Annotated in this window: 20 protein-coding genes; 3 read left to right on the plus strand and 17 right to left on the minus strand. The window is 37.6% G+C overall.

The window, feature by feature from the left end:
• Positions 1 to 105 precede the first annotated feature (105 nt).
• The 9 genes from cntE to ACIQ0C_RS14285 form a co-directional block, all read right to left on the minus strand.
• Positions 106 to 1,284: a staphylopine family metallophore export MFS transporter CntE gene (gene cntE / locus ACIQ0C_RS14245; RefSeq protein ID WP_403060957.1), complete on the minus strand. Its 1,179-nt coding sequence runs from the start codon at positions 1,282 to 1,284 to the stop codon at positions 106 to 108.
• 43 nt (positions 1,285 to 1,327) lie between these two features.
• Positions 1,328 to 2,074, minus strand: a complete 747-nt coding sequence (locus ACIQ0C_RS14250) for an ABC transporter ATP-binding protein (RefSeq protein WP_403060960.1) — start codon at positions 2,072 to 2,074, stop codon at positions 1,328 to 1,330.
• 1 nt (position 2,075) lies between these two features.
• Complete coding sequence (gene cntD, locus ACIQ0C_RS14255) at positions 2,076 to 2,882, minus strand: staphylopine uptake ABC transporter ATP-binding protein CntD (RefSeq protein ID WP_403060963.1); 807 nt, start codon at positions 2,880 to 2,882, stop codon at positions 2,076 to 2,078.
• A complete protein-coding gene (gene cntC, locus ACIQ0C_RS14260) occupies positions 2,879 to 3,781 on the minus strand; it encodes a staphylopine uptake ABC transporter permease subunit CntC (RefSeq protein ID WP_403060966.1) in 903 nt (300 codons plus the stop codon). Before cntC ends, cntD begins: the two co-directional genes overlap by 4 nt.
• Positions 3,782 to 4,714 carry a nickel/cobalt ABC transporter permease gene (gene opp1B / locus ACIQ0C_RS14265; protein ID WP_403060969.1) on the minus strand — a complete coding sequence of 311 codons (933 nt, stop codon included), beginning with the start codon at positions 4,712 to 4,714 and terminating at the stop codon, positions 3,782 to 3,784.
• An 80-nt stretch (positions 4,715 to 4,794) separates the two neighbouring features.
• On the minus strand, positions 4,795 to 6,420 hold the full coding sequence (gene cntA / locus ACIQ0C_RS14270) for a staphylopine-dependent metal ABC transporter substrate-binding lipoprotein (RefSeq protein WP_403060972.1): 1,626 nt from the start codon (positions 6,418 to 6,420) through the stop codon (positions 4,795 to 4,797).
• Between the two features lie 123 nt (positions 6,421 to 6,543).
• On the minus strand, positions 6,544 to 7,854 hold the full coding sequence (locus ACIQ0C_RS14275; protein WP_403060975.1) for an opine metallophore biosynthesis dehydrogenase: 1,311 nt from the start codon (positions 7,852 to 7,854) through the stop codon (positions 6,544 to 6,546).
• A 29-nt stretch (positions 7,855 to 7,883) separates the two neighbouring features.
• Positions 7,884 to 8,672, minus strand: coding sequence for a methyltransferase domain-containing protein (locus ACIQ0C_RS14280; protein ID WP_403061096.1), 789 nt, complete (start codon positions 8,670 to 8,672; stop codon positions 7,884 to 7,886).
• A gap of 35 nt (positions 8,673 to 8,707) precedes the next feature.
• Positions 8,708 to 9,541 (minus strand): histidine racemase CntK family protein, encoded by an 834-nt coding sequence (locus ACIQ0C_RS14285; RefSeq protein ID WP_403060978.1) that lies wholly within the window; start codon positions 9,539 to 9,541, stop codon positions 8,708 to 8,710.
• A 316-nt stretch (positions 9,542 to 9,857) separates the two neighbouring features.
• Here ACIQ0C_RS14285 and ACIQ0C_RS14290 point away from each other — a divergent pair, with 316 nt between their 5' ends.
• Positions 9,858 to 10,172, plus strand: a complete 315-nt coding sequence (locus ACIQ0C_RS14290) for an iron-sulfur cluster biosynthesis family protein (RefSeq protein WP_403060981.1) — start codon at positions 9,858 to 9,860, stop codon at positions 10,170 to 10,172.
• A 236-nt stretch (positions 10,173 to 10,408) separates the two neighbouring features.
• Here the strand turns inward: ACIQ0C_RS14290 and sigH are convergent, their stop codons facing one another.
• Entirely contained in the window at positions 10,409 to 11,059 is a 651-nt protein-coding gene (gene sigH / locus ACIQ0C_RS14295; RefSeq protein ID WP_403060984.1) for an RNA polymerase sporulation sigma factor SigH, read from the minus strand.
• A 505-nt stretch (positions 11,060 to 11,564) separates the two neighbouring features.
• A complete protein-coding gene (locus ACIQ0C_RS14300) occupies positions 11,565 to 12,068 on the minus strand; it encodes a DinB family protein (protein WP_402841480.1) in 504 nt (167 codons plus the stop codon).
• A gap of 53 nt (positions 12,069 to 12,121) precedes the next feature.
• Between ACIQ0C_RS14300 and ACIQ0C_RS14305 the strand changes: the two genes are divergently transcribed.
• Entirely contained in the window at positions 12,122 to 12,967 is an 846-nt protein-coding gene (locus tag ACIQ0C_RS14305; protein ID WP_403061099.1) for an amidohydrolase, read from the plus strand.
• A gap of 171 nt (positions 12,968 to 13,138) precedes the next feature.
• Here the strand turns inward: ACIQ0C_RS14305 and cuyA are convergent, their stop codons facing one another.
• Positions 13,139 to 14,131, minus strand: coding sequence for a D-cysteate sulfo-lyase (cuyA, locus tag ACIQ0C_RS14310; protein ID WP_403060987.1), 993 nt, complete (start codon positions 14,129 to 14,131; stop codon positions 13,139 to 13,141).
• Positions 14,132 to 14,757: 626 nt separating this feature from the next.
• Here cuyA and ACIQ0C_RS14315 point away from each other — a divergent pair.
• Entirely contained in the window at positions 14,758 to 15,153 is a 396-nt protein-coding gene (locus ACIQ0C_RS14315; protein WP_402841475.1) for a GntR family transcriptional regulator, read from the plus strand.
• 364 nt (positions 15,154 to 15,517) lie between these two features.
• Here the strand turns inward: ACIQ0C_RS14315 and ACIQ0C_RS14320 are convergent, their stop codons facing one another.
• The 5 genes from ACIQ0C_RS14320 to nadX are packed head-to-tail and all read right to left on the minus strand — an operon-like array spanning position 15,518 to position 20,010.
• Positions 15,518 to 16,477, minus strand: coding sequence for a VOC family protein (locus ACIQ0C_RS14320; protein WP_403060990.1), 960 nt, complete (start codon positions 16,475 to 16,477; stop codon positions 15,518 to 15,520).
• Positions 16,478 to 16,517: 40 nt separating this feature from the next.
• Positions 16,518 to 17,306, minus strand: coding sequence for an SDR family NAD(P)-dependent oxidoreductase (locus ACIQ0C_RS14325; RefSeq protein WP_403060993.1), 789 nt, complete (start codon positions 17,304 to 17,306; stop codon positions 16,518 to 16,520).
• Between the two features lie 42 nt (positions 17,307 to 17,348).
• Complete coding sequence (locus ACIQ0C_RS14330; protein ID WP_402841468.1) at positions 17,349 to 17,858, minus strand: aromatic-ring-hydroxylating dioxygenase subunit beta; 510 nt, start codon at positions 17,856 to 17,858, stop codon at positions 17,349 to 17,351.
• A gap of 21 nt (positions 17,859 to 17,879) precedes the next feature.
• Positions 17,880 to 19,181, minus strand: coding sequence for an aromatic ring-hydroxylating oxygenase subunit alpha (locus tag ACIQ0C_RS14335; RefSeq protein ID WP_402841465.1), 1,302 nt, complete (start codon positions 19,179 to 19,181; stop codon positions 17,880 to 17,882).
• Between the two features lie 43 nt (positions 19,182 to 19,224).
• Positions 19,225 to 20,010 carry an aspartate dehydrogenase gene (nadX, locus tag ACIQ0C_RS14340; RefSeq protein WP_403060996.1) on the minus strand — a complete coding sequence of 262 codons (786 nt, stop codon included), beginning with the start codon at positions 20,008 to 20,010 and terminating at the stop codon, positions 19,225 to 19,227.
• Between the last annotated feature and the right edge of the window lie 4 nt (positions 20,011 to 20,014).

Below are 20,014 nucleotides of genomic sequence, written 5' to 3' on the forward strand. Positions count from 1 at the left end.
GAAGTCTGAGTAAAAATCCTAGATTCTTTCTTACCTAATTGGTTTTACCTGTTTATCCTCAATCTTTTTGACAGATTTCCCGTTCTCTCGCCCCTTCTATTACCTTTATCCAACAAATACTTTTCGACGATCATAGGCAAAAAAGAGCATCGCCACACCTAAAATGGCACAAACCCTATACATCGCTGAATATGAGTAAAAATCAGCTAGTGGGCCCATAATCACGCTACCTAAAGAGACTCCTAAATCTGCCATCGCAATAAATAAACCAAGTAACACATTACGATTCATCTTAGGTAAGACAAAACTTAAATATGTTGTTAATGTTGGATAAATGAGTGCTTGCGCAATTCCCATTAAAATAGCGCCAACATAAAAATAGATAGCTCCGCCGTTCATAGAAAAACTTACACATTGAGCGGCTATTGCTAAAAGAAGCATGGTTCCCATAATAAAAAAAGAATGCCATTTTCCGTCTGAGGGAATCTTTTTCCTCCAAGCAAAACGGGCCAAAACAACGGTACCTGCCTGAATCATGAGATAAATTCCAGCATTTCCTTCCTTTAATTGCACAGCGTACAGTGGTATAAAAGTTGTACTTGCCCCAAATATAATGGATGCAGCCAACATTAAAACGCTGCATTTAAATAAGAACGGATTTTTTACTAACTCACTGAAGGATTTAAAAATGCTTACTCCCTGTTCAGCATTATTTGTAACAGGCTGACTCTCTGCTTTGTCAATCTTTGCACTATAGCCAAATAATCCTGTAAAGATGGCAATTGCTATCATTGCCACTGTAAAATAGTCCATATCCCTTTGCCAAATGCCTAATGCTAGCAATGGGCCAATAATACCTGGTACATAAGAAAATAAAGAATATAGTGAAATGCCCTGAGAGCGATCCTCCTCTGGTAATGCATCAATGATGCCTATCTGTAATGACATTGAAAAAAAGGCTGTCGATACGCCCTGCAACATACGGGCAACTAGATATCCTCCTAATCCGGTAATTGTATATAGTATTAAAGCAAAACCATTGAGAATAAGAATAAATCGTAACACTTTAATGGGTCCATGCTTCTGAATAATATGACCTGCCCATGGTCGAAAGAACATAGTCGTAAATAAATATGCCCCCATAATCAAGCCAATCGTGGTATTGTTAGCTCCCAATGCTTCCCCTTGTAAAGGAATAATAACGTTCAGTATAGCATTCGCACTAAAATAAAATAGAACCAACAGATACAAACGTAAAAAAGGCCATGCCATCGCTCCACTCACCGTATTTTCTCCTTTCTAACAATGCAATTAATCTTACATAGTATTAAACTGTTATTAACTTCTGTAATAATTTTCTTGCATATTCCGATTGAACGTCTTTTAATTTTTCAATATTGACCATTTCTTCAATTCTGCCATTCCTAAAAATAATAACTCTGTCGCAAATATAGGCCGCAGCCTGGAGGTCATGCGTTATAAAAACGTAGCTTATATTGTAGACTTTTTTTAATTCTTTTAATAAATTCAGCACTTGTATTTGGACAGGAATATCTAGAGAACTGATTGCTTCATCTAATAGAATACATTTAGGATCTGTGGATATTGCCCTTGCAATGCACACCCTCTGAACCTCTCCTCCTGATAACTCATGAGGGTGCTTTTTTCTATAGGAAGGATTTAAACCCACTTGATTTAACAAAATATCAATTTTATAGTGAATTTCTTTTTGGGTCTTTTTTTTACCTTTTAACGGCTCCGAAATGGCTTCTTCAACCGTAAAAAAAGGATTAATGGAAGATTTATAGTCCTGAAAAACCGCACTGATGGCACCTAACCTGACTCTACGATCCATCACATTCTTACCCTCAAATAAAACAGTCCCATGATCAGGTTTTTCAATTCCTAGTATCAAGCGACCTAATGTGGATTTTCCACTTCCACTTTCTCCGATGATTCCGAGACATTCACCATTCCTGCATTCAAAACTAACATTCTTCAATACTTGTTGTCTTTCTTTAGAAAACATTCCACCTTTTTTATAGAATTTGTCGATAGAATCCACTTTAAGCAAGTTATCTCCTCCCCATATTTTTTTTAAACTGATTACTCAGCTCTTCTTTAGCGGAAACTAAATATTTGGTATATTCATGTTGTGCATCTGAAAAAATGGCTTGTACATTTCCTCTTTCAATGATTTTTCCATCCTTCATGACCAAAATATTATCTGCAATTTTCTTTACAACACCTAAATCGTGAGATACAAAGATCATCGAGGAGCCCATTTTTTCTCTTAACTTAATCAATTGTTCAACAACTTCAAATTGAGAGATTGTATCTAGCGCTGTTGTTGGTTCATCAGCGATAATAATGTCGGGTTCCAATACCAATGCCAATGCAATCATAATCCGCTGCAACATTCCACCTGATAGCTGGTGTGGATGCTTGTTCATAATCTCTATCGGATTTTTCAGCATGACACTTTCCATAGCATTTTTCATTTTTTCTTCGATTTCTTTATTACTCCAACCGAAATGTTCAACAAGCGTTTCCTTTAAATGAACACCAATCACACAGGAAGGATCAAAAGCGCTCATCCCATTTTGTAGAATCATACAAAGTTTTTTACCCCTCATTTTCCTCATTTCTTTTTCAGAAAGAAGATTTAAATTTTCTCCTTTAAATAAAATGTCTCCTGATTGTTGAAGCCACGATTTATTCAATCTCATAATGGCTCTGCAAGTTATGGACTTACCACTTCCACTTTCCCCGACAATTGCAAGACAGCTTCCTTCCTTTAAGGTGAATGTACCATTGTGGACGATATCACCATCAGTTTTAACATCACGTATGTTCAGATTTTTAACTTCTAATATATTCATAATTTATTTGCTACCTCTTTTTTTTGAAATTTGATTTTAGAGGTCCTTGGTTTTTTCACGATATTATTATTAAAAGTCATTAACTTTGGATCCAAAGCTACTTGGAGGGCATCAGAGAAAAAATTAAATGCCGATACGACAATAACAATGGCTAAACCGGGTGCTAACATTAACTCTGGCCTTGTAAACATGACTTCCCTTGCTTCATTTAGCATCATCCCCCACTCAGCATTCGGGGCTTGGATCCCTAATCCGAGAAATGAAAAACCTGAAATTTGCAAAATCATTGAACCAATAGAGCTACTTGAAATAACCGCAATATCAGAAAATGTAACAGGAACCAGGTGTTTATATATGATTTTCATGTCACTAATACCGGATGCTTTGGAAAACTTGACATATTCTAATTCAGAATACTTCATGACAGACGTCCGGATTACTCGAGCAAACCATGCCCATTTCACCAAAATACTTGCAATCAAAATATTTTCCAGACCTACACCTAACACGCTTACAATCGCCAATGTCATAACGTATCCTGGGAAAGAAAGCATAATGTCACAAATCCTCATAATAAAGGCATCTACTTTTCCTTTAAAATATCCAGCTAGAAACCCTAATACCGCTCCAATCAAAACAGAGATGAACAATGCAAATAAAACCCATAAAACGCTGGGACGAATTCCATATATGATCCTGGATAAAATACATCTCCCTAGATGATCATTGCCTAATAAATGCTCCCACGATGGCGATGCATATCGAAGGCTCATTTTTATTTCATTCGGGTCATGTGGCGCAACTAGTGGAGCAAAAAGTCCACCTATTATGATTGCAACAATGACAATTAAAGATACAGTAGCTAACTTATCTTTAATTAGATTATTTAACATTCTCATCTAGAGATCATTCCTTATCCTAGGATTCATTGCTGCATTTATAATATCGGAAACTGTATTAAACAATACAAAGGAGGCTGCTAATATAAGAACGTAAGCTTGGATAATAGGGAAATCCCTGCTTAGGATTGCTTTAACACTCAGACTTCCTAAACCCGGCCATGCAAAAACGTTTTCAATGACCACTGTACTTCCTAATATGATCGGGATGGACATGCCAAATATCGAAATGGAAACTTGCAATGAATTCCTTAGAATGTGCACGGTAATTTTCTTTTCTGGTATACCGCAAGCCCTACAATATAGAACATAGTCTTCATTTAAATTGCTTATCATCGAAGATCTAACATTCCGAAAATAAATTCCAGCATAACTTACCGTGATGATAATAACCGGCAAAATATAACTCTTGTACGAATCCATTCCACTGGTTGGTAATAAATTCAACTTAACAGAAACATACCAAATCAGAATGGATGCCAACCAGTAGGATGGCATTGCCGTTAGGAAAAACGAGATCCCCCTAACCGATTTATCCGCTAGCTTTCCTTCCTTCAAGGCGCAAATAACACCTATTAGTATGGACATAATAATAATGACAACAGATGAAACGAAAGTTAACTTGAACGAATTGAGAAAAGCTGGAGCTATCAAAGACCAAACAGGTTTTCCTGTCACGTATGAATCTCCAAAATCCAGCTGTAAGGAAGCAATAAGCCAATCAAAGTACCGTATGATAAATGGTTGATCCATTCCTAACTCTTCTTTCGTTTGAACAATTAGTTCATCTGTTATTTTTGGAACACCTTGTGCTTGTAACACCACTTCGGCTGGATCTAAAGGAGAAAGATTGATTAAGACAAACGTCAAAAATGAAATGATCAAAAGTAATGGGGTGGCTATGAAAACTCTATTAAGGATGTATCTTCCCATAAAAGTCTCCTTTCAATTAATACATGAAACTTGCACTTTAGCATAAATAAAAAGGGGAAGCCCCCTTTTTATTTATGCTTCTATTGAAAATACATTTGCTCAAATGGCAACTCAAATTGTGTTTGTTTAAAGGATATGCCATTTAAATTTTTTGGAGCAACAACAGTGACACTGCCATTGGAAATGGGAATAAAGACTGCTTCTTCATGTATAATTTTTAAAATATCCGTATATAACGATTTTCGTGTGTCCTCGTCAGTGGACACCATAACCTGGTCAATTTTTTTATATAGTTCATTTGCTTTGGGGATTCCACTTGTCGTATGTAGATAAGAAGCCTCGGAAGTAAAAGCAGCAATTGTACTTTGTGGATCATAAGCTAGTCCCCAAGTTTGATTGAATAATAAATCATAGTCACCCGTTGACCTTCTATTAGCAATTGAAGTTGACTCTTCACCGATAATCTCTAACTCAATACCGATTTCTTTTGATGACGCCTGGATAAATTCAGCCTGGGTTTTTTGACTGGAAGAATTGCTGTCATAATAAAGTTTCATGACTAATTTGTTACCGGCTTTCGTTCTAACTTGAGCACCTTCCTCTAATGCCCACCCTGCTTCATCTAAAATCTCTTTCGCTTTCTCTAAATCGTATCCCCTTTTAATCAAATCGACATTGGCATAATTGACGTTAGGGGAAAATAGGGTATGAGCTGTTGTTTCAGTGCCATTTAAAATATCCTTAGTGATCGTTTCCCTATCAATGGAGTGCCAAATGGCTTCACGAACAGCTTTTTCACTAACAGGTTCATCAGTTTTACTGCTATTCGCAACGATCATTTTCGTATTCATCGGTTCACTTCTTACAAGTTGGTAATCACCTGAATCAACTAATTCATTCATTGCTTCAACATCAAGACTATCTGCACCGCGATCATCGGTAAAAACAAAGTTTACTTCTCCTTTTTTTAAGGATAAAAAGGTCGTTTCTCCTGTTGGGAGAACTTTAGACGTAATTTTTTTTATTTTTGGTGAGCCGCCCCAGTAATTTTCATTTGCTTCAAATATTGCGAACTCATCTGTTTTATGTTCAGTCAGAGTATATGGTCCTGTACCGTTAAAACCTTCTACACCATCTTTTGTTTCGCCATCCTTAAAATCTTTAGGCGAAATGAATACATAAGGCCTTGTCATAGATAATTCCACCAGTGTTGGATAATAGGATTCTGCCAGTACCAAATTGACTGTATACTCATCTACAGCATTTACACTTTCTATTTTTGAGGAAAGTTTAATCCAAGAATGCTTTTCTGAATTGTTTTGTACAGCCTCTATGTTTTTCTTTACTGCTTCAGCGTTAAAAGGTTCCCCATCATGGAACTTCACATTTTCTCTTAGATGAAACGTGTATATTTTTCCATCTTCTGAAACTTCCCAAGACTTAGCAAGTAAAGGCTTTATTCCATCTGCCGTGTTTTCAACTAATGATTCATATACCATACCTTGAGCTGGCATGGAACCTTTGTAAAGATGAGGATTCATATCATTAATGTCTTTGGCTGATGCATAAACTATTTCTGCTTTTCGCTTGTTGTCAGCCACTTCCTTTTTATTACTATCTGTGATTCCTGATTTTTCAGAGCAAGCAGCCAGTATGGATAAAACAACAAAAACTAATGCTGCAAGTTGGAATATTTTATTAAACATAGTAGTTCTCTCCTTTAAGTCCTTCTAAATATGTTTACAGTTTGTTTAATACCACCTCCACAAATCGTAATCATTCCTATTTAAATGGTATATTTATTTATTGGGTTTCGACATTTACTATCCCTACATCTTTGTTGCTATTATTTTCCTTATCTCATCGCATATCATATTCACATCTTCATCAAAACTTTGAACGGTAAATGCATGAGACAACATTTCGCCTTTCCGGGATTGAGCTACTTCTTCGAGTTTACTCTCATACTTTTCAATAAACTTATCTATTGTTGGACATTTCAAATCTAAATACTTTGCAATTCCCTGTATAATTTTGGTGCGATAATAATCTTCCTTTGGCATTCTTGGAATATCCAAATAACCTTCTCTGTTGACAAACACTCTTCTGATTGGAACCGCAGAAAAATCAAAATATCTTCCTTCCTCATCTGGTTCTGAATAAGGGTCGATCAGCAATGAGGTATAACGTATATACAGTAAATATTCTTGATGGATTGGATCTAAATGATAGAAGCTTTCTATATCTTGACGCGATAAACTTTCTAACCTTACAGGATAATTATCATCTGTCATAAATTGAAGTAAATTTATCTTCTTTACATTTACTTTTTCCAAAATAGTCATAATTTCTTTCCACTGAGACAACATATCCCGCACTAAATATTGTGTAATGGGTCCTTCAGGATACATTTTATAAACATATTTCTTCGTTTCTATATCTCCAAACATTGCACCTAATGAAAAGTCATTCATGAACAACGGTGGATGTACATATAAAGAAATATTCCTGGTTTCTGCCTCAAACGGTGTCCCCATAATTTTCAATTCAATTCCTAGCTGCTCATATACCTTACATAGTTTGTCTACATTTTCAGATGGAAAGTGGGTAGATCCTATAAAAATTTTTTTCTTGACTGCTGTTGTTAAAACATGATTGGACGGTCCATCCAGCATCCATCGTGTATCACCTAAATATGTAGAAAAACTAATAATTTCCGCCTCAAGATTAAACTTGTTCAAATAATAACTTATCAAGCTGTTTGATCCAAAAGTTGGAGAAATTAAAACAATACATTTTACTTGTTTTAAAATCTGCTCACTCAACTGTTTCAGTACCTCAATATAGGCATCCGCTGTTACAGAGAATATGATCGTATCCCATTCACCCTTTATGGTTTCATAACCTCTAAAAACTTCGTTGACGAAACATTCACCTTCCATGGTTCGATGCTTTTCATTTTGAACACTTACACGTATTAGATGGTCACTTTGCCTAAGGGTCTTAAATAATGTTTCTGAACGAACAGAGTCTCTGCCGGCAATCCCCACGTAGCAATTTAAATGCTTTTTTAAAAAGACTGCAAGTTGGATGGATGTAGGACCGGTACCTAAAATTAAAACTCGCTTAAAATCACTCATGAAATCTCCCTTCCTCTTTAACAAGTAAGCTATGCTTTTTTATACAATGCGATATCAAACACATGATCTGGACGTAATATATTGTCAACCATCCTCCACTTTTCTGCATCCACCTCTCTCATAGGATAATTAAATAAAGATTTCAGCTGATTACCGTATCTCATAGCCACTACAACATTTTCATTTGTCAATGGATGTATTTGACCAAGTATGTCATATTTAGCTTCTACAGTTGAACTAAAAATGATATGGGTTAATTCTTTTGCATACTCAATATTTTCCACTTCTTTTTTCTCTAATTTTATATTTAAGTCCCCACCCAATTCATCCACAACTTTTCGTCCAAGTTCAATAGCCTCATCATCAATATCTATGCCAATAACCTCTGCTCCCGTTCGCTTAGCAATTAATAAAGGTGTCATCGGAAATGAGCCTGACCCCACCAATAATACCTTTGATTCTGAAGTAATTCGAAATTGGCCAAATTCATTTTCAATACATGATTCTATATTCTTAAAATAATTGGTACTCTCAGTAGTTCCATTTAGCAGCTTCAAAGCACGATATTTCTCCATAATGGCCACACAAAGTGCTGATTTCGTTCTTAAATCCTCGACTAGTTGATAGAAGTCCCTGGATTCATGTTGTACTAGTTGTTCCCAAGCTTCTTTATTCCTCTCACTTATTATGAATTTTGAATAATCATCTATCAGAACCTCAAACTCCGGACAGTGATTCATGGTATGGTCATATTTTGCTGCAAAATCGTTAAATCTTACTGAAAATTGATTCAAATCTTCTTGCAAAGTATTTGTTATTAACACATTCATTCCACTCCAATAATATATAATAGTTAAACATCTATAAAAGCTTTACCTTGTGCCACTATTCCAACAGACCCTTCAATTTTAAGACACTCCAACTCTTCGTCATAACAGCTAGCTTTTACATTAATAGTCCCACCTGGCTGCCTGATTTTAGCAACGACCTCTCCTTTATTCTTCCATGCAAGATACGCTCCTAAAGAAGCTGTACCTGATCCACACCCCCTTTCCCAAATCAAAGTATCTAAATGTGGGACATAAATGAGGGGAGCCAATTCATCGGACTTCGCTTTATATAATAAAATCCCGATCAAGTTAGCACCTAAAGTTACTCCCAGCAACTTTGCTAATGATTCTGCTTTTTCCCTTATTGACTTATCAAATTCCTCCACTTCAATCACAATATGAATGAACTCCTGATATCTCACTATGATTAAATTCAAATCACTGCCATCAAATTCAATTTTTCTCTGTTCTATCTTTTTTGGGGTAGGCATAGTTACTTGGCAGTAATATTCATCTATATTTCTTTTCACTTGACCCACTATTAATTGATCTGTACCTGAAACTTCTAATAAAATTTCTGTCATCTCATTTTGCTTTAGTCCTTTTTCAGACGCAATAAAAGCTGCCAATGCCATACAAGCATTTCCACAAAACTCACCTCCGGCCATATGTAAATGTGCAACAGCTTTATTATTTTTCGGTTTATCTATGAATCCTACTTGTTCAGCGTGTACATTGTCATAAGACATTATTTTGGAAGCAACATGCTTATACCTTTCAACTGGATATTTAGTTTTAACAAGGACTGTCATATTTTGTGTTGGATTAAATTTTATAAAATCAATTTCCTGGATCATCTCAACTACCCTCTACTCTTATATTTTTTGTTTCCTTTCTTCAAAAGTCATTATCGGGCACAAATAGTAATGATTACGATTTGCAATTACAGAATGAATTATAGCATAATGCTGGAAAGTGTCAACATTGTTAATTTGTTTAATAAATGTAATAATTTTCATTTTATCTCTTCCATGTATATCCCCTTTGGATATTAATCACCATTGGAAACTTTATTTTTTCCTTGGAAAGGTCTAACACATTAACTTATAAACAATGGGGTATACGAATAAATAGAGAATTGTATAGATAAAAAATAATATGGGAGCGGGTTTTATGAATATTGAAATTAAAGAAGCAGCGCTTGAACAACTATTAAAAGTGAATTATAAAGAGAATGAAGGTGTTCGTATAGAAGCCATTTATGTTGGGAGCTGTTCGATTTATGTGGAACATGAATTGAAAATTGATAATAAGAACGAAGATGATGAGAGATTCATAATCGATGGGGTCCCCGTATTAATTTCAAGTGAGTCTAAAAAGCATCTTCCGGAAAAAGTCTTTCTTAATTACAGTGATGGACTTGGGTACAAATTATATTCAGAAGATGAAACATTAAGATATAATCTCCAATTGAATAGAGTGAATTAAAAAAATGAACATAGTAAAAAGCCCATGTATTCCAGTTGGGCTTTTTGTGTTTAGGCTCAGAGAATTTATCATAGGCGCATTTATCTAGAAGGATTTTATTTTCCTTTAGGATAGCTAGCTCTGCACTAATAGCTCCATTACCAGGAAAATGCTTTAACAAGTACTTTTATCTCTTCTATTAATCGTTTCGATGTTATTTTTCAAATAATAATGACCGCAAGTTTAAAGAATTATTATTATTCTTCCACCCTTTTGGACTCGAAGTGCCGCTCCAGTTTCCTTTTTACCCGCTGAAGTGCATTATCGATCGTCTTTTTTTGAACATTCAGTTCCGTTGATATTTCAAAATAAGTTTTTCCTTCGAGGTACAAGTCCACAACTTTGCTTTCCAACTCACTAAGGACTTCGGTTAAAATTAGCTCAATATCGCAAATTTCTTCTGATTTTATTAAAATCGTGACTGGGTCAGTTTGCCTCTGTTCAGGAATTAGATCAATTAGCCCCTGTTCTGACTCTCCTTGATGGATAGGCATATACAATGAAACATAATTATTTAAGGGAGAATGCTTTTGGCGAATGGCCGCCTTAACAGCCGTTATGATTTGTCTTGTAATGCAAAGTTCCGCAAATGTTCTGAAAGACGACTTTTTGCAATTTTTGTAGTCCCGAATGGCCTTATATAGTCCAATCATCCCTTCCTGAAAGACGTCTTCCTTATCTCCACCCGTTAAAAAATACTTCAAAGCATTTGATTGAACGACACATCTGTATTTTTTGATTAAAAAGTCCAGTGCCTCCTCATCACCATTATGGATTTTCCCAACCAACATTACATCTTCCATATGAGTATAGTTTTCCATTCGTTTCTTCTCGATGATTACACTCATTTATTTTTCCCCCACTCACTTAATTGAGCACCGACATAAGGTTGCATTATCACTTCAATGTGTTAATTCAATATAATAATATCTCAGAAATGACGATAATGACATTCGCAAATAACGACATTTTTCAACAAAATACTGATAGTTATAATTAGACACTTTCAGTCAGTTTTAATTGATTTGGTAGAGATCTCGTCATTTACTTATAAATAATAATAGTAAAGAACTATTCTGCTCTAATGGTTTAACATAGCCAATCAATAGGAACAGACGGAACAAATGGTAATTTTATGCCGGGATTGTTGATCTATCTCATCTTTTACTTCATTCGCTTTAATTGGAATATGAAGGATAATGACATTTAAACCCTTTTTGGCAAAATAAAAAAGCATCCTTCAATGGATGCTAAAACATATTATTAACTCAGTTATAAAATGGAGAACTGGAATTTAATTATTCGCCAATGGCCCCGTATGTTGAAGATCATAACTTAAGCATTCATAAGTTATTAAAGCGGTGGAGTTTCCACACCTAAATGAATCCAATCTTCTTTTGGCGGTCCATAAACCCCAAAAGGTTTTATTCCTGCTTGACGCATCAGAACCGTAACTTGTCCGCGATGATGAACAATATGCTTGATTAGTCCCATAAGGATGGAAGCATTTGTTTCCTGTCTTCCAAACGCTTCTTGTATTTGTTCCAGGGATTCGTCTGTCCATTGTTGTTCAATAATTTTGGCTGCGTGAGAACTTACATTTTTAAAAGTGATGGCAATTTCCCGGGCAGAAGATGGGACGTTTTCCGAACTTTCTATCCGGTCTATCTTTAACCCGAAATGAGCTAGATAATCTGGAATATTCGTGGTGAAATGCCACACAATTCTTCCTAAGGTGCGACCTCCTGGATAAACTTGTTGTTCTAAGGATTCATCAGTCAAACTATCCAAGACATTTTGAGTCAATATGGCTTCTTTATTCCATTCTTTAATAAAATCTGAAATTGAAATATACATATAATGCCTCCCCTATTTCGATAGATAATTACTTAAAGTACATTATAAAACATATGTTCCCTCATTACAAATTCCTTATTAATTTTTCAAATACAAAAAAAAATCCAATCTTCTCTGATTTCTTGGCACACGCAGAAAGCTTAGGGGTAACTGCTGTCAATGACTTACATGGTTTAAAAACAATAGAATCTCTAGATGTTTTCAAAGAATTCGAAGACAATGGAGAATTAACAGCCCGTATTCATTTATGGCCAGCTTTAAATGGCAATCTTGAACATGTCAAACAATTACGAGATACGTATCAATCGGATAAACTTCGTGTGTCAGGACTTAAACAATTTATCGATGGTGTCATTACAGCCCGTACCGCTTATTTACTTGAACCTTATGCGGATCAACCTAATACACGCGGTGAGACGTCTTTCCCTGCTGAAACGATCAAAAAATGGGTCGTTGATGCAGATAAAGAAGGCTTTAGCATTCGTTTTCATGCCATTGGCGACGGAGCGGTTCGCCTTGCTCTAGATGCATATGGTGAAGCCCAAAAGACAAACGGTAAACGAGATTCGCGTCATTCCGTCGAACACATTGAAGTGATCCACCCGGATGATGTTCATTGTTTCATAGAGTTGGGCGTTACTGCTTCAATGCAGCCAGATCACTTTGCGATGTCCGAAAGAGGTGTTTACACCGAACGGATTGGTACTGAACGAGAAAAGCATGTTTTCTCGATTAATACATTGCAAGAAGCCGGAGCAAAATTGGCATTTGGAACGGACTTTCCAATTGATATACTTAATCCGCTTCAACAAATCTATCGTGCAGTAACGAGAATCGACAGCAGCGGAAAAACGGTATGGCATCCATATGAGTGCATAACACTTGCCGAAGCATTGTAAGCTTATACCAGCGGCCCGGCCTACGGTACATTTAGAGAGCAGGAATTAGTGACATTGGCAAAATTCAGCATGAAAGCTATTGGATTAATTATTCGATACATATGTTTTTGCTTAATAACCACCCCTGCTATATTTAAAAAGTGGGATTAGGCCACATGCATGATAAGTATTTCAATTAAATAGAGAAGTATTGGCGTATAACGATGAAGCACCGCCAGAGTGAACAAATAGAATGTTATCCTCCGGCTTGAATGTGCCTTTTTTTATTAAATCGATGAGTCCCGCTGCCGCTTTACCCGTATATACCGGATCCAGCAAAATCCCTTCTGTTCTTGCCATTATCTTGACTGCTTCCACCATTTCAGGTGTAGGCAAAGCATAACCCGGTCCGACATACTCATCAAAACACGTAACTGCCTCACGAGGAATTGAATTTGGAATGCCGATATGTGTTAAAGTTTCCTTAACAAGCTGAAAAACTTTCTCTTCTTGTTCAGCTTTCCCCCTACTAACGTTTATTCCAATTACCGATACTCCACTGTGATTTCCATGAAATCCTGCCACTAAACCCGCATGCATTCCTCCACTGCCGCTTACACAAATAACTGCTTTCAAATCAATCCCTTGCTCAAAGGACTGTGCCAAGATCTCCTGAGCGCATGCAACGTATCCCGTCGCACCAATGACATTGGATCCCCCAACCGGGATGATGTAAGGTTGATGTCCTTTCTCTGTCACCTCTTTAGCCACTTTCTGCATTTCTTGCATTAAGTCAGAACCATTAGGCACTACTTTAATTTGTTCAGCGCCCAATAAATGATAGAGAAAATAGTTACCGTTAAAATCCGGTTCAGAATTTGAAAGACCCTCTTCCAACACAAGGATGCATTTCATTTTTTCTTTAACCGCAGCAGCTAGTGTCAAGCGGCAATGATTGGATTGAATGCCTCCACATGTAATTAATGTATCCGCGCCTTTTTCCAATGCATCGGCAACAAGGAATTCCAGTTTTCTTGTTTTATTTCCCCCGGCCGTCAGACCAAGCATATCGTCTCGTTTAACGTAAATGGATGGGCCACCAAGAACTTCAGAAAAATGATCTAATCTCTCAACTGGTGTATATGTCGGTGTATATCGCTTTCTAGGAAATTGTGCTAAATTCATTTATTACTCCTCCTGTATCCTCTATGTATATTAAACAAAAGAAAATATCAATCTGATGTTCTCTTTTGTTTAATAAGCTTCGATTTCAATCATAGCATCTTTATGTAATCGAGCAACATGAATCTCACTTCTTGCATGGTTATCTGTAAAAAGAATTTCCATATACATCATTCATCAGGGGAAAGTGACCCCTTTCCAAACCGATGATTATATAACCTGCTCTAAGTTTGCATCCTCTTACTCTATGACACCTTATTTCCCAAAAGTGCTAGGCAGTTTCCCAGTTACAGCATATATATGAGGGCTACCTAGAATTTCCATAAGGTCCGATAGCTTTGTGAGCGTCTTTGGTTATAATTGTTTCATAGTTGATATAAACCAACGTTTTTATGAACTAAAAGCTCATTGAAATGTATAAACAATCAAAAGTCTGAAGCAGAGAATGACTTCAATCGTTTTTTAAGATAAAATAAATACACTTGTATATAATTGGATTTTAGAAAAGGAGCACCCTGGAAACACAAATAGAACATTATTCTTCTAAGCCCTTAAGGGAAGCTATATTTTTTGTTATTAAAAATGCGATCATTGAAGGGATATTTTGCCCGGAGACCGGTTAACGGAAGATGATATCGCCCAACAATTCAATTGTAGCCGCACCGGTTCGTGAAGCTTTGAGGAAATTGGAACAGGAAAATTTGCTTCAGGTGAAGCCTGGCATAGGGATGGTCATATCCAATGTGGATATTGATCTTTTGCAGCAAGAATTGGAAATCAGGAAAATGCTCGAAAACCATTCTATACAAAAAGCATGTGAAGGAATTACGGAAGAAGAATTAAAAAAACTGGAATGGGCAACGGATAAACTACAACAGGCAATTAATAAAAATAGCCGAATAGCGGCAAGCGTGCAAATCTTGAATTTCACCGCTTATTATATTCCTACTCGAGAAATACCTTTCTCCAAAGACTACAGATTCATCATGGCTTTCTTTTCGAATTTCCTTTTTATCGGCCCGTAATGAAGATGTTACAATGGTTGATAAATTTTGGTATGAGGAACGAAACAACAAGCACTTTCAGGTAATCTATGCCATTCGTGACAAAGGTGTAGAAAAAAGAATAAAGGTCAATACAATCCATATTGATTTTAAATTTTCCACTTTTATTCGAACCGTACAAGGCCATGGTTGAAGTCCCCTTCCCGACCATTGCCTTGTATGCCTTTTATGGTTTCACTTCTCGTAAGTTAATCAGCTGGTCAGGTGGGAAAATGGCTAGGTTTTCGAAATAATGACCGCTGGAGTTCATCATTCCTAATTATGTAACTCCCAAGTGATCAGTCAATTGCATCCGAAAACCTTTTGATGATCAATTGTTACTTGTTTACTCATCAAAACGTTCTAGCAGTTCAATGATCACTTTAAAGGTCGCTGTTGTATCCATATAGGCATACCGGCCTTTTCCGTTAAAAAAGTTACCTGTCTGTATGACCGGATAGCCCATTTCTTCCAGCAGCTTCATTTTAGCCTCCATGTCTTTAACGACAAAAGAGATATGGTGAACACCCTCACCATATGTTTCAAGATGATCTTTCCACGTACTGGGCGATTCGCCCGGCTCGATCAATTCAATTTGAATTAACGGAGTATCGATGAATATATATTTTGATTTGCCTTCAGTGGGTTTCCCTTTATAAATCACGTTTGTAATATCGGTTGAACCAGAATGGATGATGGGAGGTTTTTCAACACCCAATAACTTACAATATACATCTGAAGCCGCGTCGAGGTCTTTTACAACAAACGCAAGTTGTTCCACTATGTTAGTCCCTAATAGCGGCTGAACGCTGGCATCTTCCGGCCTTTCCCATGCCGTTGCTCTTGGCTCCGCACTTTCAAGCAGTTCAACTAACGTTTTGTGATCATCTAGTGTATCCACATATACATATCGGCCGTCACTTGTAGTGAATTCACCCGTTTGCAAGGCTTGGTATCCACTTTTCTCCATGATTGGCAGCCTCTTTTGGATAGAGTCTACATCAAAAGCTATATGGTGGATCCCTTCACCTACTTCATCCAGGAACTCACGCATCGTTCCAGGATTTTTATCGGGTTCTATTAGTTCAAATTGGACGGTCGGAGTATTCAGGAAAGCCAGTTTGGATTGTGATTCCGTTGGTACGCCTCTAAAAGTGACTTTCGAAACAGAACTGTCACCAGTTAAAAATGGTTCTGCTTTCTTAATGCCCAGCAGCGTTGTGAAAGCAAGATTAGCAGATTCAATATCTTTTACAACAAATGCGAGTTGATTAATATTCCTATTGCCCAATAGTGATTCAGCCATACTTATAAACCTACTTCCCATAGTTTATTTTGTTATGGACTCAACCCAGTCCGCGAACTGACAATCCTCCATCACTGGAGATGACTTCGCCGGTAATTGCACGCGCTGCGTCCGATGCTAACAGGACATATGCAGCTACATGATCTTCTGGCAGCTGTGCAAGCTGCAGAGGGTTTCTTTTCTTTATGCTATTTGCCTTCGTTTCATTATCCACGATTTTAACGAATGGACGTAGGGGAGGAATGACCGATAATGCTGTCAGAGTGCCACCAGGCGCTACAGCATTCACCCTGATGTTAGGGGCGAGTTCAAAGGCAAGCTGGCGCATCAGCCCTATTTGGGCATGCTTGCTTGCTGTGTACCACACCCCGCCGCCATCCGGATAAAAACTAGCACCGGATACGGTGAAAATAATATTGCCATTCGATTTTTGCAGTTCTTCAAGAGCGGCTTTAGCACCGAAGAAAGATCCTTTAACGTTAATATCGATCAGAAAATCATATGCATCGGAAAGTGCATCGGGAGTTACGTCGGCAAATTTAGCAAATCCATCAAAGACTCCTGCATTGGCAACGAAAACATCCAGCTTTCCAAATTGCTCGACAGTGGCCTGTACAGCCCTCTCATTGTCTTCATATTTGCTTACATCGCCTTGGTTAATGAGAATCTCTTCACCAAATTCCACTTTCATTTTCTTTAGCGTTTCTATCGAGCGGCCGATGATGCTGACTTTTGCCCCTTCTTGTATGAAGCGTCTAGTGACAGCCTCCCCGATACCTGAATTGCCACCGGTAATCAACACTACTTTATCCTTTAATGCCATTGTCATTGTAACCAGCCTCCTTGTTATCTATTTTAATCAAAGTCAATATTATACGAAGATAGCAAGATTTCTGGTATTTATCGTTGATTGATCAACAATGAATATCCGTTTGGAAAGTTTCCATTTACCTTCTTCGAAAATGAATTCATCATTTCTTTCCCCCGAAATCAAATCATGCTGAATATCCGTGCTGCGGCTCCGATAGATGAGCAGATAGCTCTTGACGACTGCCTTTTCACCTTCAACATAGTCTTTAACGCGTACATTAGAGACAAAACGCCGTGTTCTTGATGGCGGTATTTCGGCCCAAGCATAATCCGTTTTCAAACGATCCACGCGCAGTTTCAGCAGCTCAATATCATCATTAAAAGTAAACATGTCCGTTGAATAATCCGGTCGTTCCACCCCTTCTTTATTAACACGTACAGGCATTTGATACCGCAAGCTAGAGTGCATTAAATCGAACCAATCATCAAATTCAATATCATCCAGTAATTGAGCTTCATCATACAGCCACTGTTCAAATTCACATTTGAGCAACATTTTCTCCACATTCATTTCGGTTCCCCCTCCCGCTTATCATTTCGTCATTAATTCAAGCCAGTACTTGTAAAAATTCCGTTGGCTCGCTTCAGTGAATTTATCATCATAAGCAACACCAGGCCCTATAAAATCAACTGGTTCACGATGGAGCCCCATTGTATAATTGTAGGTTAAATTCTTTAGGAAAGGCATTGGGCCTTGGGCTGCTTCAGTAATATCCGTAAACACTTCCGTATCATCCTGTTCGAAAATGCCGGATGGGCTAAAGGTCAAGATAAATGAATCTCTTGATCTATCTTTCCAATCTTGGGAGGCGTTCTTTTCCACGAGCATCCAAGCGATCACTTCCATTTTATTGTGACCGATTGGCCGCCACATCCTTATTGAGGTGTTGGAGATGAATTGGTCTTTGATTTTTGTATGGGATATTAAAAATGATAAGTTGGGGAATACATTCCCAATCATATTCTTTAAGTTTGATAACACTCCATATTGTTCTTCAGACAGGTTAGTTTTAAATTCATCTTTCAATTCTTCCGGGAAAGCGAAGTCAGGATTAGGTGTCCCTAAGTTTAGGCCGTGCCCGTTATCCGTATGGATTTGAAAACCGCGCTTTGAATAGGTAGCATTTGGCACCATGCCCAGTTTTGCAATGGATCCGTGTGTGACCATCGTGTGATAGGAATCACCAACAAAGTTATCGGAACCAACTTTCCAGTTGGAATTAACAACGAATCTTTGCGGAACCCCGATTACTTCCATTTCTGCACGACCTACAAGTATATCCAAATACCATTTAATGTCTCCAAGAAACTCTTCAAGCGGCTCTGCATCTTCATTCCAAGTTCCAAATAATAGACCTTTATAGGATTCAAGCTTCACTTTGTGAAGGCCCATTTCCGAGCGGTCAAGGTTGCCCCCGTATATGTCCTTTTGTAACGGCACCCCTACGAGCTCACCAGTGTTTTTAAAATTAAACCCATGGTAGGGACACGTAAATAATGACTTGTTCCCTTTATCTGCACGGCATAGTTTCATTCCGCGATGGGTGCACATATTATAAAAAGCCCTGATTTCCCCTTCAGCATCACGAGTTATGATAAGCGAGTAGCCAGCAAGTTCACGGGTCATGAAGTCTCCTTTGTTCGGTACTTCAGAATCATGACCGATAAAAACCCATGTTTTCAGAAACACTTTTTCATGTTCTATATCATAAACCTTTGGATCTCCAAGGAGGTATGCAGGTATGACGCCTTCCTCTGGTTTAACCGTTTCGTTCAAATAGTTAACAACTTGCTGTTTCGACATTTCTTCTAAGGATTTTTCAGTTTTAAGCATACTTTTTCTCTCCCTTCCAAGCTTTACATCACATCATAATGCATTACCCGATTTGAACGCTCTTTTCCTTATTTTGCAGAGTCGCCAAAACACTTAATGCCGCTAGATAACTCGTTTTCGGATTATTTGGCATCGGATCATTTTCCACTTCCAGTTTCAGTTTCCCGAACGAACCTGACGCTTCGATCAGGTGAATGTTTTTTAACACATTTGGATCGGCAATGATTTTCACTTTCGTCCTTTCAGATCCAAGACCAGCCATTGACAGCACAATCGCAACATTAATGTTTCTCGGAAACTGTTTGATCGCTTCTGCAGCAGATCCCTCAAATAATACCGTTTCTTCTGTCGTGGAAGTACCTGCTGGCAATGCGTTGGGCGGTTTTCTTGTGGTGATGGAAACAGATTCAAGGCCATTCACCGCTTTTGCCGATTTAAGTACATCGAGACCTCCAATCGCACCAGACGGAAGGAGAATATTCACGTTATTCATTTTGCAAATTTGGTTCGATTGTTCTTCAAAGGCAGAATTCGCCATCACGCCTATGCTGCTTAGCAAGAGATCCTTCCCGCTTTTAATCACTTTCAATGCATACTCTTCAGCTGCTTCAATCGTTGCAGCCTCTATGACTAAATCTACATCGGATTTAAGAAGTTCGTCGACATCACCATATGTCTGTGTCCTGAATTCTTCTGCTAGTTGTGACGCAATTTCTTCACGGCGGGCATAAATGGCAACGATTCTCCCACCTGGAAGAAGCCCGTCGTTATTAATGGCCTGAAGCAGAAATTTTCCGATATTACCGCACCCGATTAAACCTAACTTCATGTAG

The sequence above is a fragment of the Peribacillus sp. NPDC096448 genome (assembly GCF_044762675.1).
Lineage (GTDB): Bacteria > Bacillota > Bacilli > Bacillales > DSM-1321 > Peribacillus > Peribacillus frigoritolerans_B.